A 23,586-nucleotide genomic window follows, 5' to 3' on the forward strand; every position below is an offset into this window, starting at 1 on the left:
ATGAGATCAAAAATCATATTATTCGCCGCGGTTATCATGGGCTTGGCGACCACGGCGCTATTCTTCACTTATATGAAGAAGGTGGACGAGCGGGCCGATTCGGGTAAAACGATGATTCGCGTGTTGGCGGCAAAACAGGCGGTGGCGGAAAACACGCAGCTATCCGGCGGCATGCTTCAGCTCGTCGAGGTGCCGGCCATGGCCATCAATGCCACGGCGCTGCGGGACCCGGCGGCGGCCGCGGGCAAAGTAACCGCTTCTGCGCTGGTGCCGGGCGAGGTCATTCTGCCCCATCATTTGCAGGACCGGCAAGATGAAGCGTTGGTCGTGTCCAAGAAAATCCGGGAAGGCTACCGGGCGGCCGCGGTCGGGGTCAACCTGGTCCAATCCGTCTCGAACCTCATCGAGCCCGGCGACTACGTAGACGTGGTCTACACCGTTCAGGAGAAGACGGCTCAGACCATGAAGTCCACGATGCTGCTGGAGAACGTGCGCGTGCTCGCCATCGGCAGACGCATGGTGGAAGCAAGGTCGGATACGCCTTACGTCGAGTACGCGACCGTCACGCTGGAGGTGAAACCCGCCGATGGCGTTAAGGTGGTTCATGCAGATGAAGCGGGCACGGTGAGCTTGATGCTGCGCGGCAGCGTAGCGGTCGGACCGAAGGAGCCGGCAGGCGCGGCGGGGAAGACGGCGGGTCAACCGGCTGCCAAAACCGCGGGGAGCACGAACAAGTCGTAGTGGTAACGGGGACCGAGCCGCGGCCGACGTATGACGTCGCCGGCATCGGGCGAAAGCGGAAATGGGGTAGAGGAGGATGGCCGAGATGAATCAAGCGGATCACGGCGGCGGAGAGCAGGGCATGGCTGCGGCATCGGAGGGCAAGCGCGGCGAGATGATCGTCGTCTGCAGCGCCAAGGGAGGAATCGGGCGGACCGTGCTGGCCGTTAATCTGGCAGTTGCCCTGACCAAAAAAAATATTCAGATCGCCATGCTGGATGCCAGCTTCCAATTCGGCGACGTCGCGCTTGCGCTCGACCTACATCCGACCTTTACCATTCAGGATGCCATCGGTCATTTGGGGCAGCTGGACCGCCATGCGCTGGCGGGTTATCTCATTCACCATCATTCGGGCGTCAAGGTGCTGGCCGCGCCGGAACGACCGGAATTGGCGGATCTCGTGACGGCCGAGGTGGTTGACCGGGTGTGCGACTTGTTATTGGCCCATCATGACTATGTCATCGTGGATACGGGGGCGGGGCTCCAGGAGCGGACGCTGCAGCTGATCGAGAAGGCGGACCATGTCTTCATGCTGACGACGCTCGAGATGACGGCGGTCAAGAATACGAAGCTGATGCTGGAGACGCTGGAGGTGCTCGGTCTTCGGGACAAAACGCAGCTGGTCGTGAACCGATCGACGATGGAGAGCGTGCTGAAGGCCGCGGACGTGCCGGAAATTCTCGGCATGGAGAGCGCGACCTATATCCCGAACGACTTTCAATTGGTGGCGCAGTCGCTCAATATCGGCATTCCGTTCGTGCTGAATCAAGCCAAGTCGGAATTGGCCAAGACGGTGTTCAAGATGGCGGAGCAGCTCATATCGCGGCGGGAAATCTCGACGTTCCGGCCGAAGCAGGGCTCCTTCTTCCAGCAGCTGTTCGGCAAGACGGCCAAAGCGTAGCGGGCCGATACCAAAGGCGAGGAGATGGGCGAAACCATGAGCTTACTCGATAAAATACAAGCCAAAGCCGCGGCCTCCGGAGCGGAACCGACGGAGGGCGAAGTTGGCGCAGCTCCCGCCGCGGATCCCGCGGGCAAGACGCCGAGGAAGGATTTGCTGGCGACCTTTCGGCAGATTCGGGGCACCGATCCGCGTCCGAAGGAAGCGCAGGCGCCGATCTCGAAGCATCAGGAGCTGAAGAACAAGCTGCATAAGCAGGTGCTGAACGACCTCAAGGACGAGGACGTCGAGGCGGTGATCCCCAAGATTGACGCCATGGCCATCGAAATCATCATGGAGGATGAATCGCTGCGTGGTAAAGTCGACCGCAAGAAAGTCGTCGAAGAGCTTTTGCACGATCTGACCGGCTTTGGCCCCATTAACCCGCTGCTCCTCGATCCGGAGATCAGCGAGGTCATGGTGAACGGCCCCAACCAGGTGTACGTGGAGCGTAATGGCAAAATCGAGCTGTCCTACGTGCAGTTCCGCGACGACGAGCATGTGATGAACATCATCGACAAAATCGTCTCGCCGATCGGACGCCGCGTCGACGAGAGCAGCCCCATGGTGGATGCCCGGCTGCCGGACGGCTCGCGGGTCAACGTCATCATCCCGCCTTTATCGCTGAAAGGGCCGACCATCACGATTCGCAAATTCTCCAAGGATCCCTTTACGATCGAGAATTTGGTCGATTTCGGCACCATTACCCGGGATATGGCGATCTTCCTGGAGGCTTGCGTCAAGGCGCGGCTGAACATGTTCGTCAGCGGCGGTACCGGCTCGGGCAAAACGACGACGCTCAACGTGCTCTCGGGCTTCATCCCCAGCGACGAGCGGATCGTGACGATCGAAGACGCGGCCGAGCTGCAGCTTTGGCAGGAGCACGTCGTGTCGCTGGAATCGCGTCCGCCCAACATCGAGGGCAAGGGGGCCATTACCATTCGCGACCTCGTCCGCAACTCGCTGCGGATGCGCCCGGAGCGGATCGTCATCGGCGAGGTGCGCGGCGGCGAAGCGCTCGACATGCTGCAGGCGATGAATACCGGTCATGACGGCTCCTTGGCGACGGGTCACTCCAACAGCCCGCGCGATATGATCGCTCGTCTGGAGACGATGGTGCTCATGGCGGGGATCGAGCTTCCGGTGAAAGCGATCCGGGAGCAGATCGCGGGCGCGATCGATATTATCATTCAGCAGTCGAGGCTGAAGGACGGCACCCGCAAGATTACCAACATTACCGAAGTGCAGGGGATGGAAGGGGATGTTATCGTGCTGCAGGACATTTTCGCCTTCCGGCAGACCGGGGTGGACGAGCGGGGCAAGATTGTAGGCAAGCTGGCGCCTACGGGGGTCCGGCCGAAGTTTTACGAGCGTCTGGAGAGCTCGGGCATGCATATTCCGGCTTCCGTATTTATTGAAGAGGAGTGAGTGGGCATATGGCGGTCATCCTCACGGCGATGGTCTTCACGACCAGCCTGATGCTGTTCATTGCCGTGCTGCAGCTGTTGCAGACGGATAAGCGGATGGAGAAACGGTTGCGGCATTATTTGGTGCTGCACGATAAGAAGCCGCTCGGACGCCGGAAGTTCGGCCTGCTCGTCCAGCTGCAGCTGTCCAAGCAAGCGGTGCGCGAGCGGGTGCTGACCAAGAAGAAGAGTCAGCGGCTCGAAGAGCGTCTAAGCCGGGCGGGGATTACCATGAAGCCGGAGGAATACATCCTTTTTCAGTGGGTGGGCATCGCGCTTGGCGGCGGTCTCTTGTACTTGCTGACGGGCCAGCCGGCGCTGTTGGCCGTCGGCGCGGTCGCGGGCTTCTTGTTCCCGGGTTGGATGGTAGATCGGCTTCGCCGCAAGCGGCTGGCCGCCTTCAATGACAGCCTGCTGGATATGCTCACCACCATCATTGGCTCGCTGCGGGCCGGCTTCAGCTTCGTGCAGGCGCTCAAGACGGTTGTGGAGGAGTCGACGGGACCGATGCGCGATGAAGCGGATATCGTGCTCAAGGAAATGCAGTACGGCGCGTCGGTCGAGGATGCCCTTGGCAACTGGCGCGAGCGTATGCCGAGCGAGGATCTCGACCTGCTGGTGCAGGCGATTCTCATCCAGCGTCAAATCGGCGGCAATCTGGCAGTCATTCTGGAGACGATCGTGCAGACGCTTCGCGACCGGGGACGCATCCAGCGGCAAGTGACGACGTTGACCGCGCAGGGTCGGCTCTCGGGCATGGTCATCGGCTTGCTGCCGCTCGTGCTCGGCGTGCTGCTTTATTTGATCGAACCCGACTATATCGGCACGCTGTTCCGGCACCCGATCGGCATGGGGCTGTTGGCCGGCGGCGGCGTGTCGGGGATGATCGGTTTTGTGTTGATTCGCAAAATGACCCAAATCGAGGTGTAAACGATGCTGTATGCGGCGTTCTGCTTAACGGTCACGCTGGCGATCTACGGTTTGTACGTCCTGCGGGAGGAGAGGGGCAGCCGGCTGAAGCGCAGGCTAGCCCAGGTCAGCGGGACGTTGGAGGAGAAACGGCGGGAGCCGGAGCCCACCTCGGTGACCGGCGAAGAGAGCTCCTTCCTGAACCGGCTGCTGAAGCCGGGGTTGCGGATGCTGCGGCGCGCGTTCAGCCGTCGACTGGAGGAGCGCAAGGAGGCCAGCATCGAGCTGGCGCTGCTTCAGGCGGGCCGGCCGTTCCAGATGAATCCCGTCGATTACCGGCTGCTGCAAATCGCGTTGGCGGCGCTCCTGCCGTGCGCGGCGGGAGGTTACGGCTATCTGCTTGGACTTGCGGCGGGCGGATGGCTGACGATGGCTTTCGCCGGCCTGGGGCTCGCGCTGGTTCTGCCCGGCTATTATTTGCGGCTGAAGACCAAAGCCCGGACCAAGCTTGCGCTTCGCGAGCTGCCCGACGTGCTCGACCTGCTGACGGTCAGCCTGGAGGCCGGCCTCGGGTTCGATTCCGCGCTTCATAAGCTGGTCGCCCGCAAGGAAGGCGTGCTCGCCGGCGAATTCCGGCGCTGCCTGGAGGAGATCCGCCTGGGCAAGACGCGCCGCGAAGCGCTGGCGGGCGTAAGGGACCGGCTGCCGCTGGAAGAGCTGCGCGTGCTGATCAGCAGCATCCTGCAGGCGGAGAAGCTCGGCATCGGCATGGTGACGGTGCTTCGCGTCCAATCGCAAGAGGTGCGCGATCGCCGCAAGCAGCGCGCCGAAGAGGAGGCCATGAAGGCGCCGATCAAGATGTTGTTCCCGCTCGTGCTCTTCATCTTCCCCAGTCTCTTCATCGTGCTGCTTGGCCCGGCGGTCATTCAGTTCATCGAGACATTCTCTAAGTAGAGGGCGCACAGCGCCAGCGGACGGCAACCTCGCCGCCCGACAACGCCCAAAGAGCCTCAGACCCGTGCCGAACGCATGGGTCTGAGGCTCTTTCCGATTGCGACAACTTGCCGTGCGCGCATGCTGCAGCTGTCGACGGTCCGTTAGTCCGTCCACCATCGCTTCAACTGCGACCACCACGATTTGGACGTCTCCTTGACCGCGTCTTCGCCGCCGGATGCGGCTTGATCGCCGTGAGCCCCGCAGAACTCCGCCGGTTCGGTGCCGGTGACGAACGTCTCCAGCCGCCGGTCCGGGCAGCCCTTGCCGGCCAGTTTGCCGGTCTTCGGATCGACGTACACGGTGGATACGCCGCCGGGCACGGGGAAGATTTTCGGCGGCACGGCGGCCAACGCGTGCTCGGTATAGTTGGCGAAGATCGGGGCGGCGCGGTGCGCTTCGGTCGGCGTTAGCTTCCGATCCTTGTCGTAGCCGACCCAGACCGCCGTGACCAGCTCGGGCGTATAGCCGACGAGCCAGGCATCGGTCGCCGTCGTGCCGGTCTTGCCCGCGACGGGCCGCTTGAGCAGCGCCGCGACCCGGTTGCCGGTGCCGCCCGTCTCGAACACGCTCTCCATCAAGCTCGTCAGCACGTACGCGTGCGCCGGATCGACGACTTGGCTGTGCACCGGCTTCGCCTCGTACAGCACCTCGCCTTTGCTATCCTCGATGCGCAGAATCGCGGTCGGTTCGACGCGCTGGCCCGCGTTGGCGAACACGCCGAAGGCGGACGCCATCTCGAACGGACTGACCGGGAACGTGCCGAGCGCGAGCGACGGCACCGGCTGCAGGGTGGCCGTAATGCCGAGGCGGCGGGCCATGTCGATCACGTTGTCCGCCCCGACCGACATGATCGTATTGACCGCGTAGATATTGTCCGAACTCGCGATCGCCTGCCGCATGTCGATGTAGTCCTCGGCGTACTTATCGTTGTAATTGTGCGGCGCGTACGTCTTGCGGCCTTCGTCATAGGTGAAGATCGTCGGCTCGCTTTTGTACCGGGAGACCGGCGTCATCGATCCTTGTTGCAGGGCGGTCAAGTACAGGATCGGCTTGAAGGACGAGCCGGGCTGCCGCGTCTTCGCGAGCGCGCGGTTGAATTGGTTCGTCTTATAGTTCCGTCCGCCGACCAACGCCTTGATGTATCCGGTTCGCGGATCGATCGACACGAGCGCCGCCTGCTGCTGCGACGAAGTCGGAATGCCCTTGGCGACCGCGTCTTCCGCGGCGAGCTGGGCTTCCTCGTCGAGCGTCGTGAAGATGCGCAAGCCGCCCTCGCTGAACAGCCGCTCGTTAATGCCGAGTTGGTCGACGGCGATGCTGCGGACGTAGTCGCGGAAGTAAGGCGCGGTACCGTCCTGCTGCCCGCCGCCCAGCGGCTGGAATGCCAGCAGCTCCTTGCCCGCCGCGTCCGCTTCCTCCCGGGTAATATAGCCTTGCGCGGCCATCGTTCCCAAGATCGTGCGCTGTCGGTCCTTGGCGTTCTTCATATCATTATAAGGCGAGTAATACTTGGGCCCCTTCGGAATGCCGGCCAGCATGGCGCTCTCGGCCAGCGTCAACTCGGAGGCGTGTTTGCCGAAGTACAGTCGTGCCGCGGCCTCGACCCCGTAAGCGCCGTGCCCGTAATAAATTTGGTTCAGATACATGCCGAGAATCTCGTTCTTGGTGTAGTTCATCTCGAGCTGAACGGTATACATCGCTTCTTTGATTTTGCGGTTCCACGTCCGTTCGTGCGTCAGGTATAGATTCCGCGCCAGCTGCTGGGTAATCGTGCTGGCGCCTTGCTTCGTCTCCATATGCTCCAGATTGACGACGGCCGCGCGGGCAAGCCCCTTCACGTCGAAGCCGAGATGGTCGTAGAACCGTTGGTCTTCGATGGCGAGCGTCGCGTCGATGAGGAAGGGGGAGACCGCCTTGAGCGGGACGGACTGCCGATTCTCGCCCGTATGGAACGTATCGATAACGTTCCCCTGCAGGTCGAGCATCTGGGACGATTGCGTGATCGAAGCGGCGGGCAGCGTTTGATGGCGCAGATAATATAGGAAGCCGAAGGCGACGAGAAGCATCGCCAGCGTGCAGCATCCGGCGACGAAGCCTGCCTTGCGAAGGCGGCGGATCAGCGGCATCCACCGTTCGGCTCGCACGCGCCAAGGCGTGCCGCGTTTGCGCGCCGCCGGTTTGGAAGCGGGTTTGGTCATGGTGGCATCCCTCACGTTCGCATCTCTTTTTCCTTAGTATGGAAAACGCGAGGGGCGCCTATTCACCCCTCTCGGGAGCGAAAATGTTTTTTTTGTGCAGGCAGACGCGAAAGGTTGATTTTTCCCCCGGAAGCACTATAATACAGTGTGAACCATCGACCTAACGAATAATAGGAATCCAACATACAAGAAAGAAGGGACCTAACAGCCATGGAATTGTGGTATACCGAGAAACAAACCGACAGCTACGGCATTACGGCCAAAATTAAAGAGACGTACGTGAGCGAGCAGACCGATTTCCAGAAGCTCGACATGATCGAGACCGAAGAATTCGGCACGATGCTCGTACTGGACGGCATGGTCATGACGACCGACAAGGACGAGTTCGTCTATCATGAAATGGTTGCCCATCCTGCGCTGTATACCCACCCGAATCCGAAGCACGTGCTCGTCGTCGGCGGCGGCGACGGCGGCGTGATCCGCGAAGTGCTGAAGCACCCTTCGGTCGAGAAGGCCGTACTCGTCGAGATCGACGGCAAAGTCATCGAATATTCGAAGCAATACCTGCCGAACATCGCGGGCGGGCTGGACGACCCACGCGTGGAAGTCATCGTGAACGACGGTTTCATGCACATCCACGACCACAAGAACACGTACGACGTCATCATGGTCGACTCCACCGAGCCGGTCGGCCCAGCGGTCAACCTGTTCACGCGCGGCTTCTACCAAGGCATCTACGACGCCCTGAAGGAAGACGGCATTTTCGTCGCGCAGACGGACAACCCTTGGTTCAAGTCCGACCTCATCTCGAGCGTTAATCGCGACGTGAAGGAAGTATTCCCGATCGTTCGCGTATACTGGGCGAACGTGCCGACATACCCAAGCGGCCTGTGGACGTTCACGCTCGGCAGCAAGAAACATGACCCGCTCGCGGTGGACGAGTCGTCCATCCCGGAGATCGATACCAAATACTACTCCCCTCGTCTGCACAAAGCGGCGTTCGCGCTGCCGAAGTTTGTGGAAGACCTGGTGAAATAGAGAGGACCCGCCCATGCGTCTGGATCAAAAATACTCCGGTAACGTCTTTATCCTGAGCTCCGACGATTACGCCGCTTCCAAAGCGGTCATCTACGGCATGCCGATGGACTTTACCGTCTCGTTCCGTCCGGGTTCGCGCTTCGGCCCGGCCCGCATTCGCGAAGTGTCGATCGGCTTGGAAGAGTACAGCCCGTACCTCGACCGCAGCCTCGAAGACATCGACTACTTCGACGCCGGCGATCTGCTGCTGCCGTTCGGCAACGCGCAGCGTTCGCTCGACATCATCGGCGAATTCGTGAGCGGCGTGCTGGCCGACGGCAAAATGCCGGTCGGTCTTGGCGGCGAGCATCTCGTATCCTGGCCGATTTTCCAAGAGGTGTACAAGAAGTACCCGGATTTGGCGATCATCCACTTCGACGCTCACGCGGATCTGCGCGAGAACTACGAAGGCGAGCCGCTGTCCCACTCCACGCCGCTGCGCAAGGCAGCGAACCTGATGGGCGGCAAGAACATCTACCAATTCGGCATCCGTTCCGGTTCCCGCGAAGAGTGGCAGTACGCGCGCGAGAACATCAACTTCCATCCGTACGAGGTGCTCGAGCCGCTGAAGAAGGCGCTGCCCGAGCTGGCGGGCCGTCCGGTTTACCTGACGATCGACATCGACGTATTGGATCCGTCCGCGGCGCCCGGCACGGGCACGGCGGAAGCGGGCGGCATTACGAGCAAGGAATTGCTCGAAGCGGTCCACGCGATCGCGAATTCCGGCGTGAACGTCGTCGGCTGCGACCTCGTCGAGGTTGCTCCGGCTTACGACCACTCGGAGATGACGCAGATCGTCGCATCGAAGGTCATTCGCGAGATGCTGCTCGGCTTTATTAAGTAATTCGTTCGGGCGTATTGCCCGGCGTCCGCACCGGCTCGTCCTGCATCCTGATGCAAGGGCGGGCCGGTTTGTTTTAGGAGAGATCGAGCGAGGGCGGGGATTCTGTCCCGCACCGCTCGCAGCTTACGAGCGCCGGTCGCATAGCGGCGACCAACGCCGGCAGGCGGCTTCGATAGCTGCTGTACCGATCAATGCCGTCCGTTTGCTCGCCAGGCCCCCGCCAACCGGGCGAAATTTTCGGCGCGCCCAGCCTATGAATCTTTTCTCTATTGGCCATACTGGCTAGTAACAGGTAATTGGTTTGCGCTCCCGGTAGGGAGAGCAGCATTTACCTAGAGTAATTGGTTGCGCTCCCGATAGGGGAGCAGCATTTACCTAGGGTAATTGGTTTGCGATCCCGATAGGGGAGCAGCATTTACCTAAGGTGATGGGCCTAAAAGAGAAGGGAGTTCTGGGCAATGGGCATTTTACCGGTACATGAACGATTGGCGGAGCTGTATATTCTGCGGACGAAGCGGAAGCTGACGGAGGAAGAATCGGCCGATTTCGAACACTGCCTGGCGGCGAACGCCGTCTTCTGCAGGCAGCTGGCCCACTTGTACAACCTGTCGCTGCTGGCTTCCATGACGAATGATGCGGAGTGGCAGCACGAGATTTGCGCGCGGATCGAAAAAATGAACGGCCAACCGCCGGCATCGCGCCGGACGGAGGAGGCATAAGACGCCGACGGCTGCGGCATACGGGCCGGGCTGCGCGCATGAAGCCCGTCTGCCGGGAGCATTCCTCCCTCGCGCGGCATGGGGAAGCGGCGTCTATCTCTCCAGGCCGCCGTAAGGGGAGAGAGCCATGCGTAAACACTCATTTCCGCCCGTGATCGACGAGCGGGCCCGGGTACTGATTATGGGGAGCTTGCCCGGAGATGCTTCCTTGCAGGTGCAGGAGTACTACGGCAATCCCCGCAATTACTTTTGGACGGTCGTATACGCCCTATTCGGCGACGGGGCTTCGCCGGATCCGGATTATGGCGAGCGGCTGGCTTTCGCGGCCCGGAACCGGCTGGCGCTATGGGACGTCATCGCCGCCGGCGAGCGGGAAGGCAGCCTGGACGCGAATATTAAAGGCGAGAAGCCCAATGCAATTCCGGAGCTGCTAACCGCGTATCCCGGCATTCGATGCCTCGTCTTTAACGGCAGCAAAGCGCACGATACCTTCATGAAGCATTTTCGCCATCATTCATGCACGAAAGGACGTGTTTTGCTGAAGCTGCCGTCCACCAGTCCGATCCCGACGCCCAAGATGCGCGGGGCCGACGATCGTATCGCAGCGTGGCGGCCGATCGTCGACTATGCGCGCGTCGCGTCGTCGTCTTGATCATGCCGCCCCTTGCTTTTTTTGGCGGGTGACGACTATAATAGAACCAAATTCAGCGACAATGATCGGGAGAGTACGCTAGCGAGAAGCCGTTTTAGCGAGCCGGGGTGGTGGGAGCCGGTACGGAAGCGCAGCCGGAAGCGCACCCGGGAGTCGGTTTCCTGAAGCGAGAGGCCGCGAGCGCTCGCCGGTAGGGAGACCCGGCACAGGCCGTTATCCTGTCAAGTGGAACGCCGCCCGGCGAGTGCGGGCCGACGCGGGTTTCAGAAGAGTGGTACCACGGATAGCCTTCCGTCTCTTTCCGGAGACGAAGGCTTTTTTGAATTCTAAGAATTTATAAGCTTCGCGTGTATAAACGAGCTTAGAATTCTCCGGAACGAAACGAGCTTCGCGACGAAGACGGCGCAGCCGGTTCGCCTTGCGGGGACGAAGCGCGGGGCACGGCCTATCGCGTAATGGAGGGAGACGGGATTAGCGTCTATGGACGATAAAGCAAACATTCGGATTACGCTCGAGAGCGACGTGGACGGCGAGAAACAGGCGCATCAGCTCACCGGCGAGTGGTATCGGAAAGACAGGACGGTCTATATCCGGTACGAAGAGCGGGACGAGACGTACGGCGAAGTACGCACGACCGTAAGATGGCGGGAAGGCGAACTGCGGCTGACCCGGCACGGCGGCATCGAGGCCGAACAGAGCTTCGCGGCCGGTCAGCGGCTGCCGGGCCGGTATAAGTCCGAGCATGCGACGTTCCCGCTGGAGACGGAGACGCTGCTGCTCTGGATGCAGACCGGCGACGAGAGCAGCACGGGCACGGCGGACAATTTGCCAAGGCCTTCGCTGCCGCTGCTCCTCGAGTGGCGGTATATGTTATGGGTCGGCGGGGAATCGGTCGGACAGTTCCGCATCCGCCTGCTGGCCGAGACCGAGGAATCGGCCAATACGCCGTAGGTAACGTCTGCGCCGATACATAGGGATGTTCAATGATAAATAAACAACCGGGGCGGTACGCCCAACTTATATGAAGGAGATGTTCGAATGACCACCAACGTATTGGAACAACTGCATGCCCAAGTAAGAGAGGCCATTGCCGACGCGGTCGTCGCGGCAGGGCTGGCAAGCCGGGAAGAACTGCCGGTATTCGCGATCGAAGTGCCGAAGGAGAAGGCGCACGGCGACCTCGCGACGAACGCCGCCATGCAGCTGACCAAGATCGCGAAGAAGAACCCGCGCCAGATCGCCGAAGCGATCGTGGCGAATCTCGATGCGGCGAAAGCCTCGATTCAGTCCGCCGAAATCGCGGGCCCGGGCTTCATTAACTTCCGCCTGGACCGCAGCTACTTGCATCCGGTCATCGCGGACGTGCTCGGCCAAGGCGACGGATACGGCCGCGTAAGCGCCGGCGGCGGTCAGCGCGTGCAGGTCGAGTTCGTCAGCGCCAACCCGACGGGCAGTCTCCATCTGGGCCACGCGCGCGGCGCGGCCGTCGGCGATGCGCTGTGCAACGTGCTCGACTTCGCGGGCTATGACGTCACGCGCGAATACTATATTAACGATGCCGGCAACCAGGTCGCGAACCTGGCGCTGTCCATCGAAGCGCGTTACAAGCAGGCACTCGGCCAAGACGCCGAGATGCCGGCCGACGGCTACCACGGCGAGGATATCGTCGGCTTCGCCAAGGAGCTGGCCGAACAGGAAGGCGACCGGCTGCTGTCGCTACCGCAAGACGAGCGCTACGCGTTCTTCCGCCAATACGGCTTAGAGCGGGAGCTGGACAAAATCAAGCGCGACCTGGGACGATTCCGCGTCGGCTTCGACAGCTGGTACAGCGAGACGTCGCTCTATGAGACGAACCAAGTCGTGCAGGCGCTCGAGGCGCTGCGCGAGCGCGGCCAAGTGTTCGAGGAAGGCGGCGCGACGTGGTTGAACACGATGGCGTACGGAGACGACAAGAACCGCGTGCTCGTGAAGAACGACGGTTCGTACACGTACCTGACGCCGGACGTCGCGTACCACCGCGACAAGTACGGGCGCGGCTACGACCGGATGATCAACATTTGGGGCGCCGACCACCACGGCTACATTCCGCGCATGAAGGCGGCGATGGAGGCGCTCGGCAACGATTCGAAGAAGCTCGTCGTCCTGATCGCGCAGATGGTCAGCCTGTTCCAGAACGGCGAGAAGGTGAAGATGTCCAAGCGAACGGGCAAAGCCGTCACGATGGAAGATTTGATGGACGAAGTCGGCGTCGACGCGATCCGTTATTTCTTCACGATGCGCAGCATGGACTCGCACCTGGATTTCGATATGGATTTGGCGATTTCGACGTCCAACGAGAACCCGGTGTTCTACGTGCAATACGCGCATGCGCGCATCTGCAGCGTATTCCGTCAAGCCGAAGAGCAAGGCGTGGCGCTCGCGAATTTGGCAGAGGTGGACCTCGCCAAGTTATCGACCGAGCACGAGTATGATCTGCTTCGCAAAATGGGCGAGTTGCCGCAGGAGATCGCCGAAGCGGCGGAGCAATACGCGCCGCACCGCCTCGTGCGCTACGTTTACGAGCTGGCCGCGCTGTTCCACAGTTACTACCGGGCGGAGCGGGTCATCACGGAGGACGCCGCCCAGACGCAGGCGCGCCTCGCCCTGCTATCGGCCGTCCGCACCGTTCTGGCCAACGTGCTGCGCCTGATCGGCGTATCGGCGCCGGAGCGCATGTAGACCTGTCCTGCCTTGCGCAAAATCAAGAACCCGGGAGCGAGCGCAACTTAGCCTCGCATGCTCCCGGGTTCTTGATTGCCCGAACGTAGACCGTTCACGGTTTCCGCGCGCTGCGGCCGGCGCGCACGTCGATCGCATCTCAAAGACTAGTACTCTCCCGATTCGTGAAAGTCCCGCTAACGTTATCGCAGCCGGCATGCTTTGCGAATCCCCACGCCAGCCGGGCTAACGCTCGGCGGCCTGCAGCATGCGCACGATGTCGAGCTCGCCGGTCACGCGCGGTACTTTCGTGCCCCGCAGCGGCACCATCGACTTCTTCAGAATCGTCTTGATGTCGCCGGGCGACAGATCCGGATGCTGGGCGAGCAGTAGCGCGATGGCGCCGCTAACATGCGAGGTGGCCATGGACGTGCCGCTCATTTCGTTGTACTTCCCGCGCAGCCAAGCCGACAGGATTTTGTCGCCGGGCGCGTAAATATCGATATGCATGCCGCGGTTGCTGAACGGCGCGACCCGCCTCAGCCGGGTGGTGGCGCCGACGGCGATCGTCTGCGGGTAACGGGCCGGATAATCGACGGCCTTTCGCTTGCCATCGTTGCCGGAGGACGCGACGATGATGACGCCGGAGTTATACGCGTGGTTGACGGCGGAGAGCAACGATTTGCTGCGCGACTTCATGCCGAAGCTCATATTGATGACGTTCATGCCGTTATTGACGCACCACTCGATGCCGAGCACGATATCCGAGACGAAGGCGCTTCCGTTGTTGTCGAATGCCTTCACGGGGTAGACGGTCGCCCTGGGCGCGACGCCGATCATGCCGTGCACCTGGTTGGCTGCGGCGATCGTGCCCGCGATATGCGTGCCGTGCCCGTTGTCGTCGAACGGCAGCGCGCTGCGATTGAGGAGATTGATCCCCCGGCCGAGCGACTGCTTCAGATCGGGATGATTGAAGTCGACGCCCGTGTCGATGACGCCGACTTTGATCCGGTGGCCGGTCGTCGAGCTCCAAGCGAGCGGCGCCTTGATTTTCTGCACGCCCCAAGGGATGCCCCGGTCCGCGGTGGTCGGCTTGGGCATGATGTTCGGCGCGTCGACGGCGACCGGCTGATCCGCTTCCAGCCAGACGGCTTTTACGGGGAAGCCGGACGAAGCCCCCCCCTCATCGGGGAACGAGAAACCTTGAATAAGCGGCAGATGGCGAACGCGTTCCCGTTTTGCGGATGATGCGGCCCATTCGGTCCAGACATTCAGAAACCGCTTGTAGTCGCCGTGCCGCCGGAAACGGACGATCCGCCGCTTCGTGCCCGTAGCGGGCGCGGCCAGTTTACGATGCAACCAACGGAGTATCTCGGTTCTGTCCAAATTTGGCGTCCCCTCCTACGGCGGAACTGCTGAGGTATTGTATGACCGAGCGTTCCAAGCCGTATGAGCGAGTGACCTTTTTTTGCAAAATAGGCGGCGAACAGTGTCATTTCGCGCGGACCTTCATACTATATAGGAAGAGCCGCGGGAGCGGTTCTTGATTCCCGCAAAGCGGCTTGTCGCAAGCAGGCGGCGGGAGGGATACAGTCGAAGCGGAGGGCCCAGCCCTCCGCTATTTTCGTATTCTAAGCATTTATAAGCTTCGCGTGCATACATCAGCTTCGAACTCTCCGGAATGAAACGCGCCTCGCCGCAAAAGACGGCGACAGCCGTTTCGCCTTGTTTGTCGCGCGTCCTCTCGCGGGTGCAAATCCGATCGCGCAACCGCGGGCTGCGCGGCATTTCCCGCATGCCCGCCGTCCAAGCTTGCTTTTTTGAAAAAAATAGGTTTTACTATAGGTTGAAAAAGGAACGCAAACAGCAGCGAAGAGACGATTCGTATTCGTACGAGAGGGAGTGTACCCATGAGCGAGTTCACGTTGAAACTCGATCCGGAGCGCGTGAAGGAAATGCCGATGGTCGACTTGGCGTTTGAAGTGCTGAAAGCCGCCAATACGCCGTTTTATTACCGGGACCTGATGATGGAGATCGCGAAGGTCCGGAAATTGTCCCAAGAAGAAATCAACCAGGTGATTGCGCAAGTATATACGGAAATTAACATCGACGGCCGTTTCGCGTGCGTCGGCAGCAACATGTGGGGATTGAAACGCTGGTACCCGGTTGAACGCAACGAAGATCCGGTTACAAACGCGAAGCGTCCGCGCATTATCAACGACGACGACGACGACGATCTCTACAGCGACGACGAGGAAGAAGAAACCTACGCGGCGGACGAAGAGGATTTCGATCTGTACGACGAGGATCAAGAAATCTTCGACGAAGAAGTCGAAGCCGAGGAAGAAGTCGACGAGGAAGTGCTCATCGACGACGAAGAGCTCGAGGACGAGGAGTCGGACGACGAGGAAGCCGAGGAAGAAGAAGCGGAAGAATCGGAATCCGAGGACGAGAAGTAAACGAGACGTAAATCGCTGGTTTTGCGGTCTTGACACGGGATGTCCGGCATATTAAACTATTGCATGGGCTTCAAGTTCGGACATTAGATATACGACAAAAGTCAAAAAGTGCCCCCGTATTCGGGTGTCACTTTTTTCTTTTTTAAGCACCATTTTTGTGCGGAATTTGGGAAAACCTATACTTTAACTTACTAGCGTGGAGGGTATCATCAGTGACCAAGTACATTTTTGTAACCGGCGGTGTCGTGTCGTCTCTGGGCAAAGGTATCACGGCGGCGTCGCTCGGCCGTTTGCTAAAGAACCGGGGTCTGAAAGTGACGATCCAGAAGTTCGATCCTTACATTAACGTGGACCCGGGCACGATGAGTCCTTACCAGCACGGCGAAGTATTCGTGACGGACGACGGCGCGGAGACGGACCTTGATTTAGGCCACTACGAGCGCTTCATCGACATTAACCTGTCGAAGAACAGCAACGTCACGACCGGCAAGATTTACTCGACCGTTATTACCAAAGAGCGCCGCGGCGAATACCTAGGCGGCACGGTACAGGTCATTCCGCATATTACGAACGAAATCAAGGACCGCGTGTTCCGCGCAGGCAAAGAAACCGGTTCGGACGTGGTCATTACCGAGATCGGCGGCACGGTAGGCGATATCGAGAGCTTGCCGTTCCTCGAAGCGATCCGTCAGATCAAGAGCGACATCGGCCGCGACAACGTCATGTACGTGCACGTCACGCTGATTCCGTTCATCAAGGCGGCGGGCGAAGTGAAGACGAAGCCGACGCAGCACAGCGTGAAGGAACTGCGCAGCATCGGCATCCAGCCGAACGTCATCGTGTGCCGGACCGAGCAGCCGATCGCCGAAGAACTGAAGCGCAAGATCGCGCTGTTCTGCGACATCGACGCGAACGCGGTCGTCGAGTGCATCGATGCGCCGACGCTCTACGAAGTGCCGCTCATGCTTCGCGAGCAAGGGTTGGACGATTTCGTCGTCAACCACCTCAAGCTGAACGCGGGCGAGCCGGACATGACCGAATGGCAAGGGCTCGTGGACCGCGTGAAGAACTTGAAGCGTACGACCGAGATTGCGATCGTCGGCAAGTACGTCGCTCTTCACGACGCCTACCTCTCCATCGTGGAGTCGCTTAGCCATGCAGGCTTCGCATGGGACGCGGAAGTGAAAGTGCGTTGGGTGAACGCCGAGGAAGTAACCGAGCAGAACGTGGCGGACAAGCTGCATGGCGTCTCCGGCATCCTCGTGCCGGGCGGTTTCGGCGATCGGGGTATCGAAGGCAAGATCAACGCGATCCGTTACGCGCGCGAGCAACGCATTCCGTTCTTCGGCATCTGTCTGGGCATGCAGGTGGCCGTCATCGAGCACGCGCGCAACGTGACGGGCTTGCTGGACGCGAACAGCTCGGAGATCAACCCGTCGACGCCTTATCCGGTAATCGACCTGCTGCCGGAGCAGAAGGATATCGAGGATCTGGGCGGCACGATGCGCCTGGGGCTCTACCCGTGCAAGACCGTTCCGGGCTCGCTGGCCGAGCGCGAATATGGAGACGAGCTCGTTTACGAGCGTCACCGTCACCGGTACGAGTTCAACAACGAATTCCGCGAGCGGATCGAAGCGACCGGCCTTCGCATCTCCGGCACGTCGCCGGACGGCCGTCTCGTCGAGATGGTGGAGCTGCCGGATCACCCATGGTTCCTGGCCGTTCAATTCCATCCGGAATTCACGTCCCGTCCGAACCGTCCGCAGCCGCTGTTCCGCGGTTTCGTGAGAGCGGCACTGGAAGCATCGGAAGCATAAGCGCCAGTCAGAGATGCGGGGAGTCTGCCGAGAGCAGATTCCCCGTTTTTTTTCGAGGCCGAAGCAGGATATTGCGGTTAAGCGCGCGAATATATTAACGATTATGGAAGAGTTGACCAAATCGTGTCGCCTGGCGTCGCGGATTTATGGGAGGTTTTCAGGTTGGATAATAAGAAAGTGTTGATCGTCGATGACCAGAACGGGATTCGTGTCTTGCTGATGGAAGTGTTCAGCAGCGAAGGCTACAATACTTTTCAAGCTTCCAACGGCAAGTTGGCGCTCGAAATCGTCAGATCCGAATCGCCTGACCTCGTCTTGCTGGACATGAAGATCCCCGGCATGGACGGGCTCGAAATATTGAAGCACGTCAAAGCCATTAACAAGGACATCAAAGTCATCATGATGACCGCATACGGCGAGCTGGATATGATTAAGGAAGCGACCGATCATGGCGCGCTGATGCATTTTACGAAGCCGTTCGACATTGACGAGATGAGGATTGCGGTAAACATGCAGCTTCGCGGCAAAGGATCGGGCAACTGGTTCGCGACAGGATCCTGATTTCAGGGTCCTTTTTTGTGCTAAGAATGGATAAGCTCCGCCTGTATTAATGAACTTATAATTTCCCGAAATGAAACGCCCCTCGCCGCAAAAGACGGCGCCAGCCGTTCGCCTTGCATGCGCAGCGGAGGTGCGAATCCCCCTTTCATTGAGCGGTTGTTACGGGATTGGCGGGTTGTACAAAACGGGACGGCGATGTGGTATAATGGCACAGGATAACAAGTCAAGTCCATTTTTCGTAAAGAAGCCGACATGGAAACGCGTTACATGACATAGGAAGCGAACGCTGCTCATCGGCGGCGAGATCCCGCATCTCGACAGAGGACGGCGGCTTAGCTGTTCGCACGCTAGCCTGCCGCTCTCTCGCCGGGGGCGGGATGCGTTGCTTCCGGCGTTTTTTGAAATACAAGAATGTATAAGTTCTACGCTTATCCATCATCTTGTAGTTCCCCTGGATGAAACTCTCGTCGACGCCATAAACGGCGCCAACCGTTTCACCGTGCCCTCATTCTTGCTTACAGCACAGGAGTCAGTTCCGAGAGTCGCAATTCGCAATCGTACAGCAATCCGGAAAATTCACGGTACACTTCACTTTTGGGAGAAACGCTAGTGTCTTTCCGAATGGGAGGATTTAAGAGTTCATGGAAAAATTAATGGTTCGCGGCGGACGCCCGCTGCGCGGCACCGTTCAGATCAGCGGCGCCAAGAACAGCGCGGTAGCGCTTCTTCCGGCTGCCATTTTGGCGGAGTCGACGGTCGTATTGGACAACCTGCCGCACATTAGCGATGTGGCGGTATACAGCGAGATTTTAGAAGAACTCGGCGGCAGCGTGGGCTGGGACGGCGATGCGTTCGTGATCGACCCCGCCACGATGACCTCGAAGCCGATGCCCAACGGCAACGTCAAGTTGCTTCGAGCGTCGTACTACCTCATGGGCGCGATGCTGGGAAGATTCGGCGAGGCGACCATCGGCTTGCCGGGCGGATGCAACTTCGAGCCGCGGCCGATCGAACAGCATATCAAGGGATTCGAGGCGCTTGGCGCGGAGGTCACCAACGACCATGGTTCCGTTCGCATTGTCGCGAAGGAGCTGCGGGGCGCGAAGATTTATCTCGACGTCGTAAGCGTGGGCGCGACCATCAATATTATGCTGGCGGCCTCCAGGGCCAAAGGCTCGACGGTTATCGAGAATGCGGCTAAAGAGCCGGAAATCATAGATGTAGCGACCTTATTGAACGCCATGGGCGCCAAGATTAAAGGCGCGGGCACCGAGACGATTCGAATCGAAGGCGTGGATCGCCTGCATGGCTGCCGCCACTCGATTATCCCGGATCGGATTCAGGCCGGTACGTATATGATCATGGCCGCGGCGACGCGTGGCGACGTTCTTATCGATAATGTCATTCCGAAGCATATGGAGGCGTTGACGGCAAAACTGCAAGAGATGGGCGTCCACGTCTACGAGATGGACGAATCGATCCGGATTGTCGGTCAGCCTCGATACGAAGCGGTCGACGTGAAGGCGCTCGTGTACCCGGGTTTTGCAACCGATCTTCAATCTCCCATGACCAGCTTGCTGACGCAGGCAGCGGGAGTCAGCATACTAAGTGATTACGTTTACAGCAATCGGTTTAAACATGTTCCAGAGCTCTCTCGCATGGGCGCGAACATTCGCGTGGAAGGCCGCTCGGCCATTATCGAGGGCGGTCCGCTGAACGCGGCCAAGGTGCGCGCCGCCGATCTTCGGGCCGGGGCCTCGCTTGTCGTGGCGGCGCTGGCGGTAGAGGACGGCGTGACCGAGATTTCCGGCGTGGAGTACATCGACCGCGGATATGACAACCTGGTCGAGAATCTTCGCGCGCTTGGCGCCGACGTTTGGCGCGAGAACGAGTAATCGCAGGGCCGCTTGGCACCGGAAGGCCCGGGACGGAATAGACCGGGCCATTTCCGGCAATGATGGATGGAATCAAGATCATGGACAAAGTGGTGAGAATATGACAGATCTTCAGATCGCTGATCTGGAAGAGATGAAGCTAACCGAGCTGTATAAGCTGGCTAAGCAATACCAGATCCCGTACTACGGGCAGCTCAAGAAGAAGGAACTTATTTTTGCGATATTGCGCGCGCAAGCCGAGAAGAGCGGGCTAATGTTCATGCAAGGCGTGCTCGAGATTTTGCCGGAAGGCTTCGGATTCTTAAGACCGATCAACTATTTGCCAAGTACCGAGGATATCTACATCTCCGCTTCGCAGATTCGCAAGTTCGACTTGAGGACGGGAGACCTCGTATCCGGCAAGTGCCGGGCTCCGAAAGAGAATGAACGCTATTTTGGCCTGCTTCAGGTAAATGCAGTCAATGGACAAAGCCCCGAACAAGCTGCAGAACGACTTCATTTTCCTGCCTTGACTCCCCTTTATCCGCAAAAGAAATTGGTGCTGGAACACTCCCCGACTAAAATTTCGACGCGTATCATGGATTTGCTCGCACCTGTTGGCCTCGGACAACGCGGTCTGGTCGTGGCGCCGCCCAAAGCCGGCAAAACCCTGCTACTGAAAGAAATCGCGAATAGTATTGCGATCAATCATCCGGAGATCGAGTTGTTCGTGCTGCTGATCGACGAGCGGCCGGAGGAAGTTACGGACATGCAACGTTCCGTCAAAGGGGAAGTCATCGCTTCGACGTTCGACGAACTGCCGGAGAATCACATCAAAGTCGCGGAATTGGTGCTGGAACGGGCGCTGCGCCTCGTCGAGCACAAGAAGGATGTCGTGATCCTGCTCGATAGCATTACGCGGCTTGCCCGCGCGTACAATTTGGTCGTGCCTCCGTCGGGACGGACGCTCAGCGGCGGTATTGATCCGGCTTCCTTCCATCGTCCCAAGCGCTTCTTCGGTTCCGCGCGGAATATCGAAGAAGGCGGTAGCTTGACCATTCTGGCGACGGCTCTGGTGGAGACGGGCTCGAGGATGGACGATATTATTTACGAGGAATTCAAGGGCACGGGCAACATGGAGCTTCATCTGGATCGGAAGCTGGCCGAACGCCGGATTTTCCCCGCGCTCGACATGCGTCGCTCCGGCACGCGCCGCGAAGAGATGCTCTTAACGAAAGAAGCGCTCGATAAAGTGTGGGCGATCCGCAAGAGCATGAACGATTCGATGGAATTCGTCGACAGCTTCTTGAAGAAAATGGCGGATACCAAGACGAACGAAGAGTTTTTGACTTCGCTTGATACGTCTAACGTGCCATCCGGGCCTTCTGCGCGCAGCGGCGCCGGCAGCTCGAGCGGTTCGAGCGCGGGACGCCGGACGACGACGCGTACGACGCCGGTATCGTAACGGCAAGACAGTTTAGGAGGACATCATGAATCTCGTATATGCGGATGAGCAAGGCAACTTGTATGATCATCCTGATTGGACGGCCCTCGGGCGCAGCGGCGACATGGTCGTGGAGCTGATGGACGAGGAGCTGATCCCGCTGCCCGAAGGGGCCACGCTGGTGGGGCTTCCGCATACGCGTCCGATCGGCATCGACGCTTCGGGCAACATGCGGCCGCTTCCCGGCGACGTGCAGGCCGTAGGGGCGCTGCTTCCGCAGGGCTTCACGCGCCTGGCGATCCCGGGTTATATGAAGACGGACAAGACGCAGAAGCTGCCGCTGTTTGGCTACTCCGCCGTTGTTTGGAAAGACGGGGGCTTCTACGTGGCGGCCCATGCGACCGACGATCCGGAACGCTGGAACCCGGATAATTGCGACCGGGGCGACGTTAATACCGGTGTAGAGCGCCTACTAGCGAAATACCCGGAGAACCGCTTGTATAAGCACCTTTCTCACTGCGCGCTCGGTTACGAGTGTTTGACTTCCTCGAATACGTTCCTGCAGCGCTGGGAAGGCGCGGTACCGGTCTCGTATTCGTGCAATGCCGGCTGCTTCGGCTGTATTTCCGAACAACCGGACGACAGCGGCTTCCCGGCTCCGCAGACCCGGATGAATTTCAAGCCGACCGTCGATGAAGTGGTCGAGGTGATGATGGAGCACCTGAATTCGCCGGAGTCGATCATTAGTTTCGGCCAAGGGTGCGAAGGCGAACCGTCGACACAAGCCAAAATCATCGTGGAAGCGATGCGGATCGTACGTAGTCGCACGGATATGGGCTACATTAACATCAATACCAATGCGGGACTGACGGACCATATGCGCGCAATCGTCGACGCCGGTCTCGATTTGATGCGGGTGAGCACGATCAGCGCGTTGGACGATCACTACAACGCCTACTACAAGCCGAGAGCCTACACGCTGGCGAATGTCGAGAAATCGCTGCGATACGCATCGGACAAGGGCGTGTATACGTCGATCAACTATCTCATTTTCCCGGGCGTCACCGACCGTGAGGAAGAGATGGAGGCGATGATCGGCTTCGTCAAGCGAACCGGCCTCAGGCTGATCCAAATGCGCAACCTGAACATCGACCCCGAGAGCTATTTGGAGCTTATTCCGAAAGCGAAAGGCGAGATTTACGGGATGAAGCAAATGCTCGAAATTTTCAAAGAAGAGCTGCCAGACGTGGTGATTGGATCCTACACTCATGTTCCGCCAGCACCTAGGAAATAATCCATATTCCGCATAGCGTAGACATTGCGACTTCCGTCTTGACATGCTATAATCCGCTATGTGCGTTATTACTCTGGGCACGCATGAGGCTCAGGGCAGAAAGAGGTGAATGAACGATGAAACAAGGTATTCATCCGACATACCACGTCACTACTGTAACTTGCGCTTGCGGTAACACTTTCGAGTCCGGTTCTGTCAAACAGAACCTGCGCGTTGAGATTTGTTCCGCTTGTCACCCATTCTTCACGGGTAAGCAAAAGTTCTTAGATGCAGGTGGCCGCGTCGACAAGTTCAAAAAGAAATACGGTATCTAATCATCTGCCGATATTTAGCAGAATACAAGAACCTTCTTCAGCCATCCTATGGATTGAAGGAGGTTTTTTTATATGGCGAACCTATACAACAAACGCGGCAGACGATTCGGCGGCACGGGCCGGAAGTTTCGTTCGCTTGTGCTGCTTGCGGTCATGATGTTGGCGGCGGCGCTTCTGGCATCCGGGTGTGCGGGAGACAACGACAACGGCAATCGCGGCACTAAGGCGAAGTCCTATGGGAATGACGGCTATTTGGGACTATCCAATAGCAACCCGCATTTGCTGACGCGGAACGGTACGCAGCTTAACTATCGTTCGGATGCCGGTCTGGCGACGCAGCAGTTGAAAACGCTGAAAGGCATTCAACAGATGAGCATTTCCTTTCAGGGGCCGAATCTTTACGTAACGATCAGACCGAAGCCGGGCGTAGACGAAATGCAGCTGCGTCATCGCGCCATCGGACTGCTTCGGTACAACATGCCTCGCTACACGATTCACGTCAATACGGTGAAATAAGAGGAAGGAAGCCGTGTTTTGCCACTGCA

General features: G+C 59.2%; 21 protein-coding genes. 19 read left to right on the top strand and 2 right to left on the bottom strand.

Features of this window, described 5'->3' with window-relative positions:
* The 5 genes from cpaB (at position 1) to BCM02_RS31530 (ending at position 5,049) form a co-directional block, all read left to right on the top strand.
* The gene (cpaB, locus tag BCM02_RS31510) at positions 1 to 741 is read left to right on the top strand and encodes a Flp pilus assembly protein CpaB (protein WP_148933098.1); all 741 of its coding nucleotides are present in this window, start codon (positions 1 to 3) and stop codon (positions 739 to 741) included.
* Between the two features lie 85 nt (positions 742 to 826).
* Positions 827 to 1,681: a CpaE/TadZ family protein gene (locus BCM02_RS31515; RefSeq protein ID WP_246183643.1), complete on the top strand. Its 855-nt coding sequence runs from the start codon at positions 827 to 829 to the stop codon at positions 1,679 to 1,681.
* A 36-nt stretch (positions 1,682 to 1,717) separates the two neighbouring features.
* Positions 1,718 to 3,148, top strand: coding sequence for a TadA family conjugal transfer-associated ATPase (locus BCM02_RS31520; protein ID WP_148933099.1), 1,431 nt, complete (start codon positions 1,718 to 1,720; stop codon positions 3,146 to 3,148).
* 8 nt (positions 3,149 to 3,156) lie between these two features.
* Complete coding sequence (locus BCM02_RS31525) at positions 3,157 to 4,116, top strand: type II secretion system F family protein (RefSeq protein ID WP_148933100.1); 960 nt, start codon at positions 3,157 to 3,159, stop codon at positions 4,114 to 4,116.
* 3 nt (positions 4,117 to 4,119) lie between these two features.
* Positions 4,120 to 5,049: a type II secretion system F family protein gene (locus BCM02_RS31530; RefSeq protein WP_148933101.1), complete on the top strand. Its 930-nt coding sequence runs from the start codon at positions 4,120 to 4,122 to the stop codon at positions 5,047 to 5,049.
* 143 nt (positions 5,050 to 5,192) lie between these two features.
* On the opposite strand, the gene BCM02_RS31535 is transcribed toward BCM02_RS31530, so the two are convergent.
* Positions 5,193 to 7,289 (bottom strand): transglycosylase domain-containing protein, encoded by a 2,097-nt coding sequence (locus BCM02_RS31535; protein WP_148933135.1) that lies wholly within the window; start codon positions 7,287 to 7,289, stop codon positions 5,193 to 5,195.
* 210 nt (positions 7,290 to 7,499) lie between these two features.
* On the opposite strand from BCM02_RS31535, the gene speE reads away from it, so the two are divergent.
* From speE to argS, 6 genes are all read left to right on the top strand, one after another.
* On the top strand, positions 7,500 to 8,327 hold the full coding sequence (gene speE, locus BCM02_RS31540) for a polyamine aminopropyltransferase (protein ID WP_148933102.1): 828 nt from the start codon (positions 7,500 to 7,502) through the stop codon (positions 8,325 to 8,327).
* 13 nt (positions 8,328 to 8,340) lie between these two features.
* The gene (gene speB, locus BCM02_RS31545) at positions 8,341 to 9,210 is read left to right on the top strand and encodes an agmatinase (RefSeq protein WP_148933103.1); all 870 of its coding nucleotides are present in this window, start codon (positions 8,341 to 8,343) and stop codon (positions 9,208 to 9,210) included.
* 458 nt (positions 9,211 to 9,668) lie between these two features.
* On the top strand, positions 9,669 to 9,929 hold the full coding sequence (locus BCM02_RS31550; RefSeq protein ID WP_187434508.1) for a DUF7667 family protein: 261 nt from the start codon (positions 9,669 to 9,671) through the stop codon (positions 9,927 to 9,929).
* A gap of 127 nt (positions 9,930 to 10,056) precedes the next feature.
* Positions 10,057 to 10,581 (top strand): DNA-deoxyinosine glycosylase, encoded by a 525-nt coding sequence (locus BCM02_RS31555; RefSeq protein ID WP_148933104.1) that lies wholly within the window; start codon positions 10,057 to 10,059, stop codon positions 10,579 to 10,581.
* A 480-nt stretch (positions 10,582 to 11,061) separates the two neighbouring features.
* A complete protein-coding gene (locus BCM02_RS31560) occupies positions 11,062 to 11,532 on the top strand; it encodes a YwiB family protein (RefSeq protein WP_148933105.1) in 471 nt (156 codons plus the stop codon).
* A gap of 87 nt (positions 11,533 to 11,619) precedes the next feature.
* Positions 11,620 to 13,299: an arginine--tRNA ligase gene (argS, locus tag BCM02_RS31565; protein WP_148933106.1), complete on the top strand. Its 1,680-nt coding sequence runs from the start codon at positions 11,620 to 11,622 to the stop codon at positions 13,297 to 13,299.
* A 225-nt stretch (positions 13,300 to 13,524) separates the two neighbouring features.
* Here the strand turns inward: argS and BCM02_RS31570 are convergent, their stop codons facing one another.
* Positions 13,525 to 14,664 carry a S8 family peptidase gene (locus tag BCM02_RS31570; RefSeq protein WP_148933107.1) on the bottom strand — a complete coding sequence of 380 codons (1,140 nt, stop codon included), beginning with the start codon at positions 14,662 to 14,664 and terminating at the stop codon, positions 13,525 to 13,527.
* Positions 14,665 to 15,188: 524 nt separating this feature from the next.
* Between BCM02_RS31570 and rpoE the strand changes: the two genes are divergently transcribed.
* The 8 genes from rpoE to BCM02_RS31610 all read left to right on the top strand — a co-directional run bounded on the left by rpoE (position 15,189) and on the right by BCM02_RS31610 (position 23,557).
* On the top strand, positions 15,189 to 15,737 hold the full coding sequence (gene rpoE, locus BCM02_RS31575) for a DNA-directed RNA polymerase subunit delta (protein ID WP_148933108.1): 549 nt from the start codon (positions 15,189 to 15,191) through the stop codon (positions 15,735 to 15,737).
* A 212-nt stretch (positions 15,738 to 15,949) separates the two neighbouring features.
* Positions 15,950 to 17,554, top strand: a complete 1,605-nt coding sequence (locus BCM02_RS31580) for a CTP synthase (RefSeq protein ID WP_148933109.1) — start codon at positions 15,950 to 15,952, stop codon at positions 17,552 to 17,554.
* Positions 17,555 to 17,716: 162 nt separating this feature from the next.
* A complete protein-coding gene (locus tag BCM02_RS31585) occupies positions 17,717 to 18,115 on the top strand; it encodes a response regulator (RefSeq protein ID WP_148933110.1) in 399 nt (132 codons plus the stop codon).
* A gap of 641 nt (positions 18,116 to 18,756) precedes the next feature.
* Positions 18,757 to 20,010 (top strand): UDP-N-acetylglucosamine 1-carboxyvinyltransferase, encoded by a 1,254-nt coding sequence (locus BCM02_RS31590; protein WP_148933111.1) that lies wholly within the window; start codon positions 18,757 to 18,759, stop codon positions 20,008 to 20,010.
* 100 nt (positions 20,011 to 20,110) lie between these two features.
* Positions 20,111 to 21,454, top strand: coding sequence for a transcription termination factor Rho (gene rho, locus BCM02_RS31595; RefSeq protein WP_148933112.1), 1,344 nt, complete (start codon positions 20,111 to 20,113; stop codon positions 21,452 to 21,454).
* Between the two features lie 25 nt (positions 21,455 to 21,479).
* The gene (locus BCM02_RS31600) at positions 21,480 to 22,727 is read left to right on the top strand and encodes a radical SAM family protein (protein ID WP_148933113.1); all 1,248 of its coding nucleotides are present in this window, start codon (positions 21,480 to 21,482) and stop codon (positions 22,725 to 22,727) included.
* Positions 22,728 to 22,843: 116 nt separating this feature from the next.
* Positions 22,844 to 23,041 carry a 50S ribosomal protein L31 gene (gene rpmE, locus BCM02_RS31605; protein ID WP_148933114.1) on the top strand — a complete coding sequence of 66 codons (198 nt, stop codon included), beginning with the start codon at positions 22,844 to 22,846 and terminating at the stop codon, positions 23,039 to 23,041.
* 72 nt (positions 23,042 to 23,113) lie between these two features.
* The gene (locus BCM02_RS31610) at positions 23,114 to 23,557 is read left to right on the top strand and encodes a hypothetical protein (protein WP_148933115.1); all 444 of its coding nucleotides are present in this window, start codon (positions 23,114 to 23,116) and stop codon (positions 23,555 to 23,557) included.
* The last annotated feature ends 29 nt before the right edge of the window (positions 23,558 to 23,586 follow it).

Source organism: Paenibacillus methanolicus, from assembly GCF_008124765.1.
GTDB lineage: Bacteria > Bacillota > Bacilli > Paenibacillales > Paenibacillaceae > Paenibacillus_Z > Paenibacillus_Z methanolicus.

Excerpts from the sequence above, each read along its gene's own strand:
- cpaB (WP_148933098.1), top strand. The coding sequence starts at position 1 with ATGAGATCAAAAATCATATTATTCGCCGCGGTTATCATGGGCTTGGCG.
- BCM02_RS31515 (WP_246183643.1), top strand. The coding sequence starts at position 827 with ATGAATCAAGCGGATCACGGCGGCGGAGAGCAGGGCATGGCTGCGGCA.
- BCM02_RS31520 (WP_148933099.1), top strand. The coding sequence starts at position 1,718 with ATGAGCTTACTCGATAAAATACAAGCCAAAGCCGCGGCCTCCGGAGCG.
- BCM02_RS31525 (WP_148933100.1), top strand. The coding sequence starts at position 3,157 with ATGGCGGTCATCCTCACGGCGATGGTCTTCACGACCAGCCTGATGCTG.
- BCM02_RS31530 (WP_148933101.1), top strand. The coding sequence starts at position 4,120 with ATGCTGTATGCGGCGTTCTGCTTAACGGTCACGCTGGCGATCTACGGT.
- BCM02_RS31535 (WP_148933135.1), bottom strand. The coding sequence starts at position 7,289 with ATGACCAAACCCGCTTCCAAACCGGCGGCGCGCAAACGCGGCACGCCT.
- speE (WP_148933102.1), top strand. The coding sequence starts at position 7,500 with ATGGAATTGTGGTATACCGAGAAACAAACCGACAGCTACGGCATTACG.
- speB (WP_148933103.1), top strand. The coding sequence starts at position 8,341 with ATGCGTCTGGATCAAAAATACTCCGGTAACGTCTTTATCCTGAGCTCC.
- BCM02_RS31550 (WP_187434508.1), top strand. The coding sequence starts at position 9,669 with ATGGGCATTTTACCGGTACATGAACGATTGGCGGAGCTGTATATTCTG.
- BCM02_RS31555 (WP_148933104.1), top strand. The coding sequence starts at position 10,057 with ATGCGTAAACACTCATTTCCGCCCGTGATCGACGAGCGGGCCCGGGTA.
- BCM02_RS31560 (WP_148933105.1), top strand. The coding sequence starts at position 11,062 with ATGGACGATAAAGCAAACATTCGGATTACGCTCGAGAGCGACGTGGAC.
- argS (WP_148933106.1), top strand. The coding sequence starts at position 11,620 with ATGACCACCAACGTATTGGAACAACTGCATGCCCAAGTAAGAGAGGCC.
- rpoE (WP_148933108.1), top strand. The coding sequence starts at position 15,189 with ATGAGCGAGTTCACGTTGAAACTCGATCCGGAGCGCGTGAAGGAAATG.
- BCM02_RS31590 (WP_148933111.1), top strand. The coding sequence starts at position 18,757 with ATGGAAAAATTAATGGTTCGCGGCGGACGCCCGCTGCGCGGCACCGTT.
- rho (WP_148933112.1), top strand. The coding sequence starts at position 20,111 with ATGACAGATCTTCAGATCGCTGATCTGGAAGAGATGAAGCTAACCGAG.
- BCM02_RS31600 (WP_148933113.1), top strand. The coding sequence starts at position 21,480 with ATGAATCTCGTATATGCGGATGAGCAAGGCAACTTGTATGATCATCCT.
- rpmE (WP_148933114.1), top strand. The coding sequence starts at position 22,844 with ATGAAACAAGGTATTCATCCGACATACCACGTCACTACTGTAACTTGC.
- BCM02_RS31610 (WP_148933115.1), top strand. The coding sequence starts at position 23,114 with ATGGCGAACCTATACAACAAACGCGGCAGACGATTCGGCGGCACGGGC.